The organism is Micromonospora sp. NPDC005806, from assembly GCF_042871425.1.
Taxonomy (GTDB): Bacteria; Actinomycetota; Actinomycetes; order Mycobacteriales; family Micromonosporaceae; genus Micromonospora.
Genome location: NZ_JBIAIL010000009.1, coordinates 108,889 through 126,661 on the forward strand (window position 1 = coordinate 108,889; position 17,773 = coordinate 126,661).

General features: G+C 69.5%; 10 protein-coding genes. 6 read left to right on the plus strand and 4 right to left on the minus strand.

Annotated features, from left to right (window positions below):
- Positions 1–208 precede the first annotated feature (208 nt).
- Genes ACFYOS_RS12635 through ACFYOS_RS12645 form a run of 3 tightly spaced genes read left to right on the plus strand, consistent with a single transcriptional unit; the run spans position 209 to position 1,954 of the window.
- Positions 209–925: a PIG-L deacetylase family protein gene (locus ACFYOS_RS12635; protein WP_387139337.1), complete on the plus strand. Its 717-nt coding sequence runs from the start codon at positions 209–211 to the stop codon at positions 923–925.
- A complete protein-coding gene (locus ACFYOS_RS12640) occupies positions 922–1,530 on the plus strand; it encodes a class I SAM-dependent DNA methyltransferase (RefSeq protein ID WP_387139340.1) in 609 nt (202 codons plus the stop codon). Before ACFYOS_RS12635 ends, ACFYOS_RS12640 begins: the two co-directional genes overlap by 4 nt.
- 49 nt (positions 1,531–1,579) lie before the next feature.
- Positions 1,580–1,954, plus strand: coding sequence for a hypothetical protein (locus tag ACFYOS_RS12645; protein WP_387139343.1), 375 nt, complete (start codon positions 1,580–1,582; stop codon positions 1,952–1,954).
- On the opposite strand, the gene ACFYOS_RS12650 is transcribed toward ACFYOS_RS12645, so the two are convergent.
- The 4 genes from ACFYOS_RS12650 to ACFYOS_RS12665 form a co-directional block, all read right to left on the minus strand.
- Complete coding sequence (locus ACFYOS_RS12650; protein WP_387139346.1) at positions 1,951–7,890, minus strand: RHS repeat-associated core domain-containing protein; 5,940 nt, start codon at positions 7,888–7,890, stop codon at positions 1,951–1,953. The two genes, ACFYOS_RS12645 and ACFYOS_RS12650, sit on opposite strands and share 4 nt — an antisense overlap.
- Before the next feature lie 3 nt (positions 7,891–7,893).
- Positions 7,894–8,193, minus strand: coding sequence for a hypothetical protein (locus ACFYOS_RS12655; protein WP_387139349.1), 300 nt, complete (start codon positions 8,191–8,193; stop codon positions 7,894–7,896).
- 5 nt (positions 8,194–8,198) lie between these two features.
- Positions 8,199–10,907, minus strand: coding sequence for a hypothetical protein (locus ACFYOS_RS12660; protein WP_387139352.1), 2,709 nt, complete (start codon positions 10,905–10,907; stop codon positions 8,199–8,201).
- 200 nt (positions 10,908–11,107) lie between these two features.
- Positions 11,108–12,157, minus strand: coding sequence for a peptidoglycan-binding protein (locus ACFYOS_RS12665; RefSeq protein ID WP_387139355.1), 1,050 nt, complete (start codon positions 12,155–12,157; stop codon positions 11,108–11,110).
- Between the two features lie 2,052 nt (positions 12,158–14,209).
- Here ACFYOS_RS12665 and ACFYOS_RS12670 point away from each other — a divergent pair.
- The 3 genes from ACFYOS_RS12670 to ACFYOS_RS12680 all read left to right on the plus strand — a co-directional run bounded on the left by ACFYOS_RS12670 (position 14,210) and on the right by ACFYOS_RS12680 (position 17,731).
- Positions 14,210–14,446, plus strand: coding sequence for a hypothetical protein (locus ACFYOS_RS12670; RefSeq protein WP_387139358.1), 237 nt, complete (start codon positions 14,210–14,212; stop codon positions 14,444–14,446).
- 151 nt (positions 14,447–14,597) lie between these two features.
- On the plus strand, positions 14,598–14,900 hold the full coding sequence (locus ACFYOS_RS12675) for a hypothetical protein (protein ID WP_387139361.1): 303 nt from the start codon (positions 14,598–14,600) through the stop codon (positions 14,898–14,900).
- A gap of 167 nt (positions 14,901–15,067) precedes the next feature.
- Positions 15,068–17,731: a tetratricopeptide repeat protein gene (locus ACFYOS_RS12680; RefSeq protein WP_387139364.1), complete on the plus strand. Its 2,664-nt coding sequence runs from the start codon at positions 15,068–15,070 to the stop codon at positions 17,729–17,731.
- Positions 17,732–17,773: the final 42 nt, after the last annotated feature.

The following is a 17,773-nucleotide window of genomic DNA, read 5'->3' on the forward strand; positions in this document are numbered from 1 at the left end:
CAGCAGACACCAGCCGCCGCACCGGAGGAAGCATGCTGTCGCAGCCCCGACAGTCGGTAGTCGGCTCCCGGCTCGGCTCCCGCCTCCCGCCTCCCGCCTCCCGGCTCCCGGCACCCGGCTCCCGGCTCCCGGCTTGCGGCTCCCGGCTCCCGGCTTGCGGTGACGACACGGCCACGGCCGGGTGACATGCCGGCGAGATCTTTGATCGATGGGAGGCTTGCTCACCGGCACCGGCACCGACGAGTCGCTGTGGCGATCATGGCCGACGATCGCGACCTGGCCCGAGCTGCCCCTGCCGACCGCCGCGCCGCTCGTGGTGGCGCCGCACCCGGACGACGAGGTCCTCGGCGTCGGCGGACTACTGAACCTGGCCGGCGCGGCCGAGGTGGTCGCGGTGACCGACGGCGAGGCGTCGCATCCCGACTCCGCGGTCCACCGCCTGGAGGACCTCGCATCGATCCGCCGGGCCGAGACCGCCGAGGCGCTGCTCCGGCTGGGGCTGCGGGCCGACGTGCACCGCCTGGGCCATCCGGACGGAGACATCGACGAAGACGCCCTCGCCGCACAGCTCGCGGAGCGGCTCACCGCCGGTCGATGGTGCCTGGCCACCTGGGCCTCCGACGGGCACCCGGACCACGAGGCCGCCGGCCGCGCCGCCGCCGCGGCGTGCCGGGCGACGAACGCCGTGCTGCTGGAATACCCGATCTGGGCTTGGCACTGGGCCGAGCCCGGCGATGCGCGGGTGCCCTGGCACCGGGCCCACCGGGTCGATCTGCCGGGAGAGGCGCAGGCCGCGAAGGCACGGGCCGTGGCGGCCTTCCGAAGTCAGATCGCCGCCCTGGGCCCGGGTCCGGGCGACGGACCGGTGCTGCCCCCATCGGTCCTGGCCAAATTCGCCCGCCCGTACGAGGTGGTGTTCGCGTGAGTACGCCGTTGCACTACTTCGAGGGTCTCTACGCCGCCGCCGAGGACCCGTGGAACTTCACCGACAGCTGGTACGACCAGCGGAAACATGCGCTGACCGTGGCGAGCCTGCCCCGGCGAAGGTACCGGTCCGCCTTCGAGCCCGGATGCTCCACCGGGATGCTCACCCACCTGCTGGCGGCACGCTGCGATCGCCTGCTGGCCGTGGACGCCGTCGAATCCGCCGCAACAACGGCGGCCGAGCGGCTCGGCGCATGCCCGCACGTCCGCGTCGCTCGCGGCCAGGTACCCGACGATTGGCCGGAGGAACAATTCGACCTCATCGTGCTGTCCGAGCTGATCTACTACTTCGACGACCTCCGGGCCGGTCGGCTGATCGACCAGACCATCACCTCGCTGGCCCCCGGCGGCGACCTGGTCACCGTGCATTGGCGGTGGCCGGTCCCCCAGCACGTCCGCAGCGCCGATGAGGTGCAGCGAGAGCTCGCCGGGCGCACCGAACTGACCCGCACCGTCAGCCACCGCGAAGCCGACTTCTACCTGGACGTCTACAGCCGCACCCCGCCGGCGGCGCGGTCCGTGGCCCAGCGAGAGGGCCGCTGCTGAGCTCGCCGCCGACACGATCGCCTCAGCGGACTCCTCCACGAATACGATCATGCTGCCTGACCTGCGCAGTCGGGATTTCCGGCACCTGCGGACTCGCGACGACGTCTTCGGTCAACTCATGACCTCGCCGACCGTACGGACTTCCATGCCCCGCACCTTGATTGCCCGCATGATCTTCGCGAAGTCGTCCCGATGGCACTCGGAACTGTTCGCCGGTGTCGTCGTGACGATCCGATGGAAGCAGAGGATGAGCCAGCCGCCAGCTGTCGCCGCCCATCGGGGCCCCGGTCTGTACACCAGCGCCTACGACTTGGCGCTGGTCGCACGCGCCGTGCGCGACAACCACCACGCGGCTCGGCGACCACGCCGATGCGGGACTGGTGGCCGTGCCGCTGTGGCGGGCATCGCGCGGGCGACGCATTAGAACGAGACTTGGATGCCAGTGCTCCAGGACTGGTCGCTGCGGCCTCCGAGCGGGACCGGCTGGGGCGGCCCGAATAGAGTGCGGCCGGTGCCGGTCAGCGGTTCAAGGATGTTCCCCGCCGGGTATTTCAGCGCCTTGCCAACTTCTCCAGGGGTAGTGATGTCGATGACGGTTTGGTTGCCCGCAGCGATGCGGTAGTCGGGGAAGATGTTGTTGCCGCGGGCGTTGCGGCCGAACGCGCCCTGCTGGATGACCTGGTTGCTCAGGATCGGGTCCGCGCTGTTGGCCAGTTCATCGTCGACGAGCCGGTTGACGGCGGTGCCGTATCTCGCCCGCTCCCACGCGGTGCCCACGGACCGCAGGAACCGCTGGACAGCCGGGTGGGTGGCCGCCTCGCCGTTGCCGATCGCCTGCTCGGCGCGAAACACCGCCTGCCCGATTTCCCGCTGGGCCACATAGCTGGCCCAGTTCTCGTACGGCGAGCCCCGGCCGACCGCGGTGCGCACCTCGCCGACCCCGCCGAGGCCGCCCCAGGTGTTTGGCTCCTTGTAGCGGGTGGCCCAGTACGCCAGCGAGAACCCCAGCCCCTTGCTCGCCTCTAGGAAGCCGAACTGGCGCACCTCGAGACCGAAGCTGATGCCGCCGCGCGCGAGGCCGTAGGTGCCCCGGCCGATCGCGTAGGCGTTCATGGCGGTGTCGCCGAAGACCATTGCGGCATCGAAGTGCCTGCCCTGGGCCTCGAGCGCCTGCATCCGCTCCGAGCGTTCCGTGAGGCCCTCGCCGACCCAGTCCAGGAACCGGCCGGAGTCGACGGCCCCGTACAGGCTCTGGAACCACTCGCCGGCCGCTGCGCGCTTCAGCTGCGCCTCCTCGTTCATCGGGACACCGGCGATGTCCAGCCAGGAGATGACTCCCATCTCGATCAGGCCGTACACGTTGTGCAGGGCGCCGGCCGCGCCGCCGGCGAAGTGCCGCACGGCCTTGCCGGCCTCGCCCGGCTCCAGGCCCAAGAGGTCCACGTAACGCGCCGGGTTGTTCAGCCCGTACGTGTAGAGACTGGTGCCGGCCACGGATCCTTTCGGGTCGCGCTGCAGGAAGCGGCCCAGCGCCGGGGAGTAGGCGCGGGCGCGCAGGTCGTACGCGGCGGCTTCGGTGTCGTAGCGGCGCCCCGCGTAGCCGGCTGGCATCGCTGTCCCGCTGGCCGCCGTCCGGTTTCCCCACAGGTCGTACGAGGCTCGGCCGACCACGACGCCGCTCACGTCGGTCAGCAGCCGCGGCGTGCCAACGCTGTCCTCGTGTACCCACAGGTCCTGCAGCGGCCGGCAGCTCTGCACCGGCCGCTCCTCGGCGCCGCCGTAGACGTGCTGGGCGACGAGCGCCCCCGACCGCCGCTCCTCTAGCACCCGGAGGCCGTCCAGGACCATCGTCGTCGCGGTCCCGCCGCGCAGCTCGGCGACGCGTCGCCCCTCGGCGTCGTGCAGGAATGTGACGAGCCGGGCGCCGGTCGCGGAGTCGACGACGCCGGTCAGGAGGTGTCGGCTGTCGTAGCGGTATTCCCGCGTCCCGTCGGAGACGAGGTTGCCCGCCCTGTCGTAGCGCAGGACGTGGCCACCGACCTCGGTGTACTGGTGCAGGGCGTTGCTGATGTACGGCACCGGCGGTCCGGCCGGCGGCAGTTCCTGGGTCCGGCTGCCGGCCGGGTCGTACGTCCAGCGGGCGGTGGGCGGGGTTTGGGCCAGCGGGCCGGCCAGCGCGTCCATCGCGGCCTGCCGACCTTGGACCGGCTCGGGCGGCGGGCTCGCCGGCGGGGCGAACGCGGCCGGGTCGAACGCGGGTATGCCGGCCGCCGGCTCGGCGTGGGTGAGCTGCCCGATCGAGTCGTAGCGCAGGCGGTCGCCGGCGCCCTGGCCGGCGGCCAGGTCGGTGCGCAGCCGGACGTCTCCGGCGGCGTCGTAGAGGTACTGCATGCGCAGCGCGTCGCCGGTTGCGTCCCGGTGCCGGATTTCCACCAGTCGGTTCACCCCGTCGTAGGCGTATCCGGTGGAGGTGCCGTTGCCATAGCGGGCGCGGGCCGGCCGTGTACCCCGGTACTCGAAGCGCGCTACCTCGTATGGCACCGGCAGGGTGGGCGAGCCCAGCAGACCACCGGGGCGGGTCAGGCTGCGCAGGCGGGTGATCCGGCCCAGCGCGTCGCGGTCGACAGCGATCCGGCGGCCGGCAGGGTAGCCCAGTTCCGTCAGCGCGCCCCGGGCGTCGAAGCCCCGGTCGAGGACGTACGGACCGGCCCCGCCGAGCGCCGGGGCGGTGAACGACCAGCACTCCTGGACTGCGCGGCCGAGGGAGTCCCGGGAGGTGGTGATCCGGCAATGGTCGTTGGCCTCGACCACCACCGCCCCGGCGGCGTCGTAGCCGTAGGACTCGAACCGCTCGCCTTCCACAGCCGGCGTTCCCGCGGCGACGGTCACCCGGATCAGCCGGCCCAGCCCGTCGTAGGCGCGGTGTCGCACGGTGCCGTTCGCGTCCCGGGTACGTCTTAGCAGGTCGTCGCCGTCATAGGCTTCCGCGGTGCTACTGCCGTCGGCGTAGCGAGTGGCCACTCGACGGTTGAGAGCGTCGAAGTCCTGGTCGGTCCTGGCGCCCGCGCCGTCGACGAAGGTCACCACGTGTCCGTCCGGGTCGTACTCGCGGCGGCACACGATCGGGTCAAGCGCAGGTCCGCCGCCAAGCCCGGAAGCGGTTCGTTCGATCGACTCGGCGACCAGCCGGCCATACACGTCGTACTCGTTGCGCCGGACGTTGCCCAGCGGGTCGACGGTCCGTTCCACCCGGTCGCGGCTGTCGTAGCCGGTCTCGGTGGCGTTGCCGAAGCCGTCCACCGTCCGCACCCGCCGGTTCAACTCGTCGTAGGCACACCAGGTGGAGAACACCTCGGATCCCGTCACCGCGGCGGTCGACGGGTCGCGTACCAGCTCAACGACGTCGATTCGTAGCACGTTGCCGTGCGGGTCGTGGTCTTGGCGTATCTCGTTGCCAAGCGGGTCGGTGCGTACCCGCTCGCGTCCCAACGCGTCGAAGGTCACGGTGCTGGCGGCGCCTGCTGCGTCGTCCAACCGGACCGCCCGATCCAGGGCGTCGTAGAAGGTATGGTTCGCCAGCACGGTGCCGGGTCCGGGCGGGGCGAGGTGGGCGCCAGCCGGGTCGGCCACCGGCAGGGGCGCGGGGAACAGGTTTCGCCGCTCCTCGATGCGCCGGCCGCGTTCGTCGTAGCGATACTCGGTGCGCCGCAGCAGCTCGAAGCCACCGTCCGGGCGCCGACCGAAGAGCCGCTCGACCAGCAGGTTGTCGCCTTTGTCATGGGTGAGCAGGCGCAGGTTTCCCGCGTCGTCCTCGATCCGGGTGATGCGGCCGAGCGCGTCGTAGCCGTACCGGGTGACTCGCCCCTCGTGCGAGCGCACCTCGACCGGGCGTCCGTCCCCGTCGTACCGGGTGCGACGGGTCGACGCCTCCGGCGTGCAGGCGCCTCGGGTCACCGCGATCTCAAGGCCCCGCCCGTCGTGGACCCGGATGGTCCGGGTACCGCGCGGGCTGGTGGTCCGCGCCAGCCGTCCCGCGGCGTCGTAGTCGTACCGGGTGACCAGGTGCCCGGCCGGGTTGCTACCGCCGAACGACTCTTCCACCAGGTGTGCGGCTTCGTCGTACCCCCGTGTGAGAACCTCGACCCCGCCGTGCAAGGGCCGGCCCGCCTCGTCGCGCAATTCCCGCTCGACCCGTACCACCAAGCCCCGCGCGTCGTATTCGGTGCGGGTGAGGTAGCGGAACGGCGCGGGACTTTCCGTGCGGACCACGCGGTCCAGCGCGTCGATCTCGAAGCGCGTCGTGCATGCGGACTCGGGGTCGCCGGCGTACCGGGGGCGGCGGATGGCAGTGACCATGCCGACGTCGTTGACCTCGTACTCGGTTCGCACCGCGAGGGTGTCCGGATCCGCCACCTGCGACTGCAGGTAACCCTCGCGGACACCGTCCTCGGGCCCGAAGTAGACGTGCGCGGTGACCGTGCCGGCCGCGTCGACGTGCCGCAGCAGGCGGCCCCGCACGTCGTGGTCGGTGAACCGCTCCACCGTCTCTGGCGTGCTGCTGCCGTCGGCCTGTGTGGTGGCGGGGCGGCGCACCAGCGTCGGCAGCCGGTACGGGTCACCGGGCGGTCCGGTGTACTCGTAGCGCACCAGGGTCCGGTGGTAGTCGGCCGATTCCGGCGCCCGGGGGTCCGCCGAGGCGGTGTACCGCGGATCCGAGGCGGTCAGCGGCTGCTGGTAGTCCGGGTCGCGGGTCCATTTGACCACGATGTCGTCGGAATGGGCCCGCATCGGGTCGGGAAAGATGTCGCCCCACGGGCCGCCGGTGAGGGCCAGCACCCCGGGCCGGAAGACGCGGCCTCGGCGCACCGTGGCGAGCACGTTGCCGAACGCCCGCCGTCGGCGGGCGGTCAACCCGGGGTGGGTCGCGATGTCGTCGTCGTGGGAGTCCTCGACGCGCAGGAAGTCGTCGCGCCCGTAGTGGTACTGGGTGAGGCGGCCCTCCGGGCTCACCGCTGCGACCAACGCTCCGTCCCGGTTGTAGCGGTACTGCCAGCGCAGCACCCCGGTCCCGTTCTCCTCCTTCAGCAGCAGGTTGCCCCGACTGTTGTAGACACGGCGGGTCCAGTGCCCGTCGGGCGCGACCAGCGTCGTGCGCGAGGCCGGTCTGTCCTGCTCGGTGTAGTCGTACTCGAAGACGTTGGTGACCCGCTCGTAGGTCAGCAGCCACTCGCCGCCGGCCCGCTGCCGCACCACCCGGTTGAAGTCCAGCTCACCCGGGTTGGTGCCGTAGACGTTCTCCACCTGCACACCGCCCACGCCGTCGATGACCCGGAGCAGGTTGTGCGCCAGGGGACCGGTCACTGCGGCGGTGGAGTACTCGTACCTGGTGGTCGTACCGGCCGGGAAGTGGGTGGTCGCCGGGGTGGTTACGGCGACGAGGTCGCCGAGGTCGTCGTACCGGTACGACCAGGCTCGACCGGTGAAGTCGCGGACCACCGTCAGCCGGCCCTCGTCGTCGTAGTCGAATGCGACAAGCCGGTCGGGATGGTTGACCCTGACCCGACGGAGCCGGTCGTCGGCGTACTCGAACTCCAGCGCGTTGTCGAACCGGTCGGCGATCCGGACCACGCGGTGCAGGTCTGGCCGCGCCGGGTCGCGGCGGTACGCGAAGCGCACCCCACCCGGCGTGGTAAGCAGGTAGCTGTCGGCGGCCGGGCCGAGGGTCGCGTGCTGCCCGTCCGGCGGCACCCAGTACGAGAAGCCGGCCTGCCCGTACCGGGGATGCCGGGTGTAGCGGTCCTCGCGCAGAGTCCCGGTCGAGCGCAGCAGGTCGTCGCCGGTCTCCCGGATCCAGAGGTTGTAGGCGTGGTCCCAGCACGGGCCGAGCGGCCCCAGGTACGCGACCTGGCTGCGGTACACCCGGTGGAACCGGAAGTCCATGCCGGCGCCCTTGACGACGAGGTCGTCCGCCTCGTGCACGAACTGCCCGCTGAACATCTCGATCGGGTCCGCGGCCCGCTGCACCTGACCGGTTGCCGGGTCGGTGCCGGCGATGCCGACCTGCGCCGCGAACGCGTCCAGCTGCGCGCCGACCACGGCGTCCACCGACGGGAGGCTCGCGCCGAGGTCCAACCCCTCCACCAGGTATGTCTGCAGCTGTCGCCGCTGCGACGCGGCGAGCAGCCCGGCGACGTCCTGCGGGTACGTCTGGATCACCGCGTTGACGAACTGCCGTACCGCCTCTCGGGTCGCCGGGGAGTCTCCGCCGCGGCGGAAGTGCTCCTGGGCGGCGAGGCGCAGCTGTTCGACCCGTTCGGCGGCCTCGTTGCCCTGCTCGCAGACGAGTTCGGCGTCGGGCATGGCTCAGCCGGCTTTCGACTGTCCGGTGCTGCCCCGCGTGCTGCCTGAGTCGTCGAACTGCTCGGGCGCGTTGACGATGAGGACCGAGGTGAGCAGCGAGCCGTTGAGCAACAGGCTCGCTTCCTGCCGGTCGGTCTCGGGCAGCAGCACGGAGACCTCGATGGTCTGGCCGGTGCCCATGCCGTCGTTGAGCCGTCGGCGCAGATCTTGCTCGTCGGTCTCGGACGGCAGCGGCCAGTGGGTGCCGGTCAGGTGCCCGGATGTGGGATCGACGTACGCGTTGAGCAGCAGGATCAATGGCATGAACCTCACTCCTCCGTGGCCGTGGGGTCGCCGAGCAACGTCAGACGGGCCCTGACCGCCTCGTCGACCGGCAGGCCGGTACGGCGGGCGAAATCGGGCAGCGGCAGGGCCAGGGCATCGGTGACCGGGGTGTTCGCGCCCAGGCCCTCGCGCACGGACTCGGGTACTGAGGTGTCGGCCAGCCTCGCCCGCAGGCGGTCCTCGGGCAGCAGCCTGGCGATCCGTTCCTTGACGTGGTCGGTTTCCAGCAGGCCGGTGACACCGGGCGGACGCCGTGACGGCATCCGCCACGAGCGGGCGAGCGCCTGGTGGATCTGCCGCAGCAGGTCCTTGGTGGCGCTGCCGCCGCTGATCGGGTCGGGCTGCTCCTCGAGCAGCACCGGGGCGACGGGCAGCGTCTGCTCGTCAACCACCGAGTCGGTACGCGCCACGAGCCGGTCCTGCGGCAGTGGGAGCGGCTCAAGGCAGCGGCTGCCAGTGCGCAGGCACGTGGAGAGCGAGCGTGAGGTGATGAGGAACTTCGTGGTGACCTTGGGGCCGCCGCCGCCCTGGTCGTCGGCCGGCTTCGGCTTGCGGGTGTGCACCTGGTACGTCCGGTTGAAGATGGCGCCGGGACCCCACCACGGCGCCCCGTAGATGGTGCCGAAAACCTGCACGCTGGTGTCGGAGGTGGCCCGGTAGTCGTAGCCGGTCAGCGATGTGTTGGCCTGGTTGTTTGAGTTGTTCGCGATCTCGGAGATGCCTCCGTGGCTGGGGTCGCCCTTGGTCCGGTCGATGGTCCAGGGAGAGCTGATCGTGTACACGGAGGTCGGCTGGTCCTCGATCTTCTTCGTCTCGCCGCCAAGGCCGCCGACGCCGCCGTTGTTGGCGTGCAGCGAGATGGTGAACTCCTCCGTGTTCTCGATCCACTGCTCCGCCGGCGGCTCTTCCTTGGTGACTGTCTCCGGAAAGTGCCCGGTCTCCAGCAACGCCTCGACGCACAGGCCGGGCATGCCGGTGGGGTGCTCGACGACGAGGAAGAATTCCTGCACGCCCTCGATGATTCGCAGGCCCTGCGCGAACGTGCGCCGGTCGGTGGGCTGCAGCATGTGCGGGCGGGGCAGCATGATGAATGACGCCCGGTTGGTGCCCTGGTGGTAGCCGGTCAGCAGGTTGTACATCTGGCTGATGTTGGTGGACGTGCCCTGGGTCTCCCGGCTGTTGCGCGAGGCATCCGCCTGCACCTGGAAGCTGTCCTGGTCGGTGGTGCCCCACTTGTGGGAGATCTTGCCGTTGACCTCGGCCTGGCCGTACGGCGACGGCGGTGAGGTGTACTTCGAACCCAGCTCCAGGCCGGTCTCGGTGGTCTCGGTGTGCGCCCGGGTCTTGTCCGTCTTCACGCCGGAGACCGAGGCGGTGAGGATCTCGCCGTTTTGCGTCGCCGCCTGGTACAGATCACGGATCTTCGGCTCGAAGTCGATGATGTGCGGGTAGTCGGAGAGGACGACCGCGCGCTCGACCGGGACCTCACGGCACAGTTCCAGCAGGGACGCGTTGCCGGCCGGGGACTCCAGAATCACTTTGTCGATTCCCTCGCCCTGGGCCTCGAGGGTATGCGGGACCCCGAGGTCGCTCGGGCTGGTTGATGCGGACACCAGCTCGTCGCCCCGGTACGCGTACAGAGTGACCCCCTCCACTGCGGGGCGGGTGGGGACGTACCAGCAGAGTTCCAGCAGCAGGCCGCCCTTGGGCCCGGCGGAGAACACCACCTGGTCGATGCCCTGGCCGGCGACCTCCAGTCCGTGCTCCACACCCGCGTCCGCGGGAGTCGTCGCGGAGCCGACCTGAGTACCCGCGCTGTAGGCGGTCATCGACACGGCCCGCGGCTTGGGATCACCCTTGGCAGACACCAGGCGGGCGGTCACCCGGGAGGAGGCCGGCAATCGCACCGACATGCCATCCTCGAAGGACAGCTCGCCCCGCCCGTCGGGAGTGTCTGGGTACTGGTCGACGATCTTCATCGTCTTGCCGGGCTGCGCTTCAAACGTCACGTCACCGGCAGGATAGGGGTTCGGCAGAGCACCGCCGGGTGTTACGTCGGCGAAAGAGAGGCAGCGCGGGCGCGGCACCGGCGCGGGCTCGCGCAGGGCTACCTTCGTGGTCACCCGGCCGGTTGTCGGGAGGGTGACCGCCATGCGTTGACCAAGGTCGAGTTCCCCGCTGCCGTTGCCGCCGGACGGGTAGGAGTCGACGACCATGTTGCGATCACGATCGACATCGAAGCTGACGTCGCCGTCAACGTACGGGTTGGCCAGCGAGACGCCAGGCCGCAGAGCATCGAAGCGCAGGCACGTCGTCTTCTGTTCGACGATGGTGTCGGAGTGCGGGAACACTGCGATGTTGAGCATCACCCCGTAGCACGCCAGGTATTCGTCGAGGATCTGGGTAAGGCGTTCTGTGGGTACGTCGGGAAAGATCACATAACCCCGGTCGGTCTCTTCCTTGGTCGCCTGGTACCCCGTGATGGTGGCGCTCACCTTGAGGAACAGCAGTCCGCGCGGGCACGGATCCGCGTCCGACGGGACGATGTCCGGCTCGTATGCCGAGATCGCCAGCGACGATCGGAACGCGAACGGGTACGCCTTGTTCCCGAACGTAGTGTCCATCATGTCCGGGCTGACGGCGACGAGTTTCCACGGGATGTCCAGCGGGAGCGCCATGTCCTGGTAGGCCACGTCAACACTTCTTTCATGAGGGAGTTCACGCGGGGCCCGGCGGCCAAATGGCAGCCAGGTGCAAGATTCCAGCTAATCGCCGGCCACAGCATTGCGGCATGCGACAGAGCACAACGTTCCAACGTCCACATCGGGCCACCGGCCTCGTCTCCACGTTGGCCGCCAGAATGCTGCTCAGGTGCCATTCCGTCGTGACGGTGCTAATAGCGTGTGGTCACGCGCATCTCTCGCCACGTGATTCGGCCGACTATGCCATCGGCCTCGACACCCCGCATCTTCTGGTACCAGCGCACGCCGTTTTCGGTGCGGTCATCGAACACCCCGGTTGATTTTCCGCACCTCCGTTCGCCGATGAACTGCTGCACGAACGCGACGTCCTTGCCTGTCATGCCTGGGGTCAGGGTCCGGGTGCCCGGGCTTCTGTCCCGCGGTCTCGGCCTCGGCTTTGTCGCCTCGAGAATGGCGTTCGTTGTCTTAGGGCCGACAACACCGTCCACTGCGAGACTCTTCGATCGCTGGAAATTGCGGACCCAGGCTTCGGTCTTGCTGCCAAACTCGCCGTCGACCACGAGCTTTCCGCCGAGTTGGTTCGCGAGAATCTGGAGTTCCCTAACGTCGCCGCCCTCGCTCCCGTTTCGGAGAACGCGATCGCCCAGCCTCTCGACCCTTGCTGCGGCGATACCCCAGGCCTGTGCGCTGTTTTCCAACGCCGGCGTGTGACTCACGCTGACATGCAGGTGCTTATCGTGCGGGTTCGCGCCGGTGTACCGTGCGGGCTTGAACCCCCGTACCCGGCTCCAGATAGTCCGGTCGAAGATGACGTATTGCGTGGACGGGTGTTGGACGGCTTTACGGACAACCAGGATCGGATCGATGCCGTCCTTGTCGAAGTCCGCCGCGTTCACCGAGTTATCGTCCGTGTCCGGGTTGTGGTCCGACTTTCTGGCTTGGTGTGCCGCGTCCCCGATCCAACCGTCCGATGTCTTGTCCCGGCGGGGCCAGCGTTCATTGATCTCGTCTCGCAGGATTCTCAGTGCGGGCGCGAGATGTACTTCAGCTTGGATTCGGGATCCGTCTAATGCGATGCGCCGATGCCCTGGCGAAGCGTCAAGTCGGTCATCCGACTCCTCGTCTTCTTTCTCGTCCACGCCGAGGTCATACGCAACAGCCTCTCCGAGGTTGCCCTCGGGATCGTCGTCCTCGTCCGCATGCGCGATTTCGGGGTCTTCGAGATCGGGGGGAGAATCCATGACACACGTCACCTCTCAAGCCTTCCTGGCACGAGGTATGATGCCTAGCGGGATCGATAAGAGGCGCACCCGCGTACATCCTTTCTAGATGGCAACTACTCGGATCGAAAGCTCAAGTCGGGTACACGACGTAGTCTGCGTCTTCCAGCTCGATCGCGGACAATAAGCCTCTGTCCATCGCGGCCGTGGCATGACGTGTCCATGCCCGACAACGGCACGCAGCCCGACAAGTCCGACCTCAAGGCCGCATCCGCGGCCGAGTACGGGGCCGCTGCGGACCTTCGATGACCTGCGCATTCACGCCGGACCCTGCGCCTCTGCATTGCCAGCGGCTCTGGCAGTTGGCGCCGCCTGCCGAGTGAAGGTATGGACGCTGTCGAGCCGGCGCTCGGCGCTCGGACTCCACAGCGCGGAGATAAGCGCCAATTCAGCTGGCGGGTTGTGGCTCGCTGGGGAGCCGACGTGGGTGCCGAGGCCCACCCGCCCCATAACCCCAAACGTCCGACCACTTCAGTCTTCCCGAAGAGGTCACCAGGCGGAAAGTCCTGGCGGGAGGTCGCCCAGCGGGGGCAACGAGGAATCGAGCGGGCGGCAAGCCGTTGCGGAACCCGCTGCCGCTGAGGCCGACCTGACCGGCGCCTCATCCATCAGCTCGCCCCCGTGCCGGAAGCCGCCCGCACCGCGCTGCTCGTGCTTGCCCTGACCGCGGCGCCAGAGCTTCCGGTGATACTCACGGCGCTCGGCGCTCGGTCTGCCGGCGTCGGTTTTGGATCCGGCGGACGCGGCCGGGCTGATCGTCGCCGACGGGAACGGCTCCGGTTCTCTCATCCGCCGGTGCAGACCGCCGTGGAGAACGGGGCCAGCGGGTGGCGACGCCGCCGGGCCTACGACGCCTTGATCTCCTCGTGCGACGGTAACAACCGCCTCCGCTCCCAGCCGGCCGCCGCCACCGGGCCGGACGACGAGCTCGAGGCGACCGCCGGGCGGAGGCGGGATCTGTCGGCATCGGCCGTCGCGGCGCACACGCTCTACCGTGCCGCGCAGCTCGGCGCCGGGGAGGGCGGGCGGGCCCAGCGGCTGGTTCGCGCCACCGCCGACGCGCTCGACGGCGGGCTGCTGGACGAGGCTTCCCGCTGGTATGAGCGGGCGTCCGCCACGGCAGGCGACGCCCGCTTCGCAGCCGACGTCGATCTCCTACGGCGACGGGTTCTGACCATGTGGGGACCATGTAGGCGTACCTGTCGACGGCCGCAGACACGGTCGCGGTTGACGATCCGGGGCGGGTCGCTCGGCTGCTGTGTGATACCGGCGCTGCGGTGTGCACCGAGGGGCGGGTCAGCGCGGCCCGGGCGGATGGGCTGGCGGCCGTGCGGATGTGCCGGCGGCCGTGCGGCACGCGGAGGCCGCCGGCGACCCTGTCATTCTCAGCCACGCCCAAGTCGTGCACGCCCAAGCCCTGATCCTCGGTGGGCAGGTGACCGCGCCCGCGAGGTACTCGGGGCCCCTCGCGCCGTCCCGGCTCGACCGAGAACCCGGTGGCGCTGGGCAGATGTGCCACGCCTGATGGAGGAGTTCGCCTGGCCCGGCGCGCTGCTGGACATCTCCGCCGCTCCGGCCGCCGGCGGCAGCGCATGAGCCTCGCCCAGCCTTGGCGGGCACATCGGCGGAGTTCACCGGTACTGCCCTGCTGGTCGCCGCCGCGCGGCATTGACGCCAAAACCAAGGGACGGAAGGCCATGAACGGGTGGCACTGGCCCAGCCTAGGCACGTAGAGGGTTGTCAGCTACCGGACATGGTCTCCTGTGGGGCAATGCCGGCATTCGCATTAGGGTAGGGGTCCCTGAGAGTTCTACGACATGGCCAAACGGGCAGCAGGCGGAAGTCAGGACCGCACGCTTATTAGGGCGGTGTGACCTTGGTGGGTGCGGGCACTCGGGACAAATCACTCGGTCACGGCGGACAATTCGATGAGAACACCGGGCGCGCGACCGTCACAGATTTTAAGTCTTACCGCGGAGCGAGTCGAGCCGCTTACTAGGCGGGGTGGTTGACATGACGGGTGGCCGCTGGGCTCTATTTGCTACCGGACTGATGATGGTCGCGGCGGCCGTCGTCTTTCTGCTGATCCAGCACGACCAGGTGGCGGTGGTCGCTGCCGTGCTCTCCGCCGTGGTGGCGATCGCTGGGCTCGGCGTTGCGGTCTGGGCGGCGCTCCGGAAGCCCGCCGGTCCGGGACGACGGTGCGAGTGCGGCGGTCTGGTTCGGTCCAGCGCTCAGGTGCTGGGATGAACGCCACGGCAGTCACCGGGGTAGACGTGCAGGGCGACGAAGTGCCGACACAGGTCGACGTTCAGCGGTCGGGGTCGGTGGACGGTGACGGCGACGCAGTGACGGGCTTCCGGCAGCGGTGAGGCATCACGAGGACCGCAACCCTCAGGTGGTGAGCGCTCACCGCACCGGTGATGTGCAAGCCGAGGCCGCCGTGGTGGCGGTGACCGGCGTGGTGCTCGGCCCGATCACGGTCGGCCTCAGCCGTTACCTGCTCGACGAATTCCCGGTGTCGCCACCCGCAGTGCCTGCAGGGGTGTCGCTCAGCCACCTCTTGGCGGCCCGCTACGCGTTCCTGCCGTTCGCGGGCCGAAAAGCCGAGCTCGACGACTTGCGTGGCTGGCGCGATGATCCGCAACGCTTGCGGGCCGCGCGGTTGGTGTACGGCCCGCCGGTCAGGGCAAGAGCAGACTGATCGCCCAGTTCGCTCGCCAAAGCACACAAGAGGGATGGTGGGTCGTTCAGGCCCGCCACGATTCGGCCCTGGACGAGGTACCGGCAGCCAAGTCTAGGCGACCTAAATCCGGTCTGCTCCTGGTAGTCGACTACGCGGAGCGCTGGCCAGCCAGTCATCTGCTGACCATGCTCCGCGAGCGGGTGCAGCCCGTTGCCGGCCCGGTTCGAGTGCTGCTGGTCGCACGCCCCGCCGGATCCTGGTGGCACGGGTTGCGACACGAGCTGGCAAAGGCGGGGATGGCCAGTAGCGCAACTGGGCTCGGCCCGCTGGCACCGACCATCGCCGGACGGGCCGCGATTTACGGCGCGGCGTGCGCTACCTTCGCCGACCGGCTCGGCGTGACTGACGTGACCGAGTGGCCGGTCCCCGACCTGGCTGGCGACCGATGGAAACTGGTTCTCACAATTCATATGGCCGCGCTCGCCGCAGTGGACGCCCACGTGCGGGAAACGACCGCGCCTATCGAGCCCGACCTGATCTCGGCCTACCTGCTCGACCGCGAGCACGCCCACTGGCAGGCCCTGCATGGCAACGGGCGGATCGGCACCGCGCAGGCCATGATCGGTCGAGCCGCCTACACGGCGACGCTCACCGGTCCGATGCCTCGTGCCCGCGCCGTCGAGGTGCTCACCGCCGTCCAGGTTGAGCCAAGTAATTCCGTCGTAGACGACCACGCCATGTGCTATCCGCCGGATGATCCCGCCGCCGCCTTGCAACCCATCTATCCCGACCTGCTCGGCGAGGACTTTCTCGCGCTGAGCACTCCCGGGCATCCGGTAGCCGACTACCTTCCGGACGGGTGGGCAACAACCGCAGCGGCGAAGTTGCTGTCCGGGGTAGATGCAGACGAGCCGTCACCTTGGGCTGCGTCCGCGGTTACCGTCCTAGTGGAGACGGCTCGGCGCTGGCCGCACATCGCCACCGGCGTCCTCGGCCCGCTGCTGCGGGCGAACCCCGGACTCGCCCTGACGGCAGGCAACGCCGCGATGACCGGGCTAGCAGCCATCGAGGACATCGGGATGGAGGTGTTAGACCTGATCGCGGCACGGTTCCCCGCCAGGCGCCACCTCGACCTCGACGTCGGCATTGCCGCGATCACCAGCCGGCTGACTGGCCCGAGGCTGCGGGCCGCCGTCGACGACCACACCCGCGCCAGTCTGCATGACGAGGCCGGCCAGCGCCTGGGCAACGCGGGCCGCTATGCCGAAGGCGCCGACGCGCTGGCCGCGGCGGCGGACCTCTACCGCCACATGGGGGACGAGTACGCTTCCGAACTCGCCGGCGCGCTGTCCTCGCTCAGCTACCTCTATTCCAAGCTGGGGCGACAGTCCGAAGCCATCGCCGCTACCACAGAAGCAGTCGGGACCTTGCGGCGGCTTGTGCGCACCGACGTCAGCCACCTGCCCGACCTCGCGAATGCGTTGCAGAGTCTGGGTGTGGACCTCAGCCATCAGGGCCGGCTGGCCGAATCCTTGGACGCCACCGTCGAGGGGGTGCGCTACCTGCGACTGATCGCCGAGGCCGACCCCGAGCGATCCAAGGTTGACCTGGCGCGGGCATTGGCAAACCTCGGCATCCGGCTAAGCCATGCTGGCGAGCGGAAGGAAGCGCTGGTCGTCGGCCGCGAAGCAGTGGGGCTTTTCCGAGAGGCGGTGGCCCGTGACCCAACCCGCCACCAAGACGAGCTGGCGCTCGCGCTGGACGAGCTCGGTAGCCGCCTCACCGACGTCGGTCGACGGGAGCAGGCGGTGGAGGCGTCGCAGGAGGCCGTGGTGCTACACCGCCGCCTCGCGGCGGTCAACCCGGCGGCGTTCGGACCCGACTTGGCGCAGTCGCTGGGCCGCTTGGGGATCCGATTGTCGTTCGTCGGGAGATGGAGCGAAGGCCTGGCGGTGACCGCGGAGGCGGTCGGCACGTGGCGTCTGCTTGCTGCGATGGCTCCCCTAGCCTACGAACCTCAGCTGGCCGAAGCGCTGAGCTTATACGGGGTTCGCGCGGCTGAAGTAGGTAGGGTTGCCGACGCCCTACGCGCCACTGCAGACGCGGCACACGTACTACGCCGACTCGCCTCAGACAACCCGCGGGCGTATCAGCCCAACCTTGCGGCAACGCTGGACAACCTAGGCGTTCGCCTCTTTGAGGCCGGTCGCCGAACGGAGGCCCGGCAGGTAACGGCTGAGTCCGTGCAGCTCTATCGAGATCTCGCGGCCGCCGATCCCCGTACGTACGAACCCGACCTCGCGATGGCGCTTGCAAATCTCGGTGCCTTCGCCTCCTCACTGGGGGAGCCGGAAGCGGCGGTAGAGGCGGCTGCCGAAGCCGTGCAGATTCGGGGACGGCTCGCCGCCGCCAACCCGGACGCATTCCTGCCCGACCTAGCCATGTCGCTCGTCAACCTGGGCATCGGACTGGCCAAGACCCACCGCTGCAGCGACGGGCTGGTCGTCACTGCGGACGCCGTACAGATGTGCCGCCAGCTCTCCGCAAACGTCCCCGACGCCTTTCGGTTTGACCTGGCCCGGGCGCTACGCGGCTTCGCCGCGGTCCGGCTCTGGTGCGGTCGGGAGCTGCCGGAGGCGTCGGCCGCAGCCGACGAGTCGCAGGCCCTGCTCCGCTCTCTCGCCGACGAGTACCCCGATAAGTTCACGGCGGAGCTTGCCTCACTCGACGATATCCGCATTGGCCTGCAGGCCGCCAGCACGAACTCCAGCGGCGACAACCCCGATGGAGTGCTTCCATCTGCCGCCTCGGAGCCCGTGGCCGGCGACGGCCAGGATGCCACGCCCTAACTCGTGCGACCTGTATGCGTTCTTGCCGTGGGGGGTGCAGCC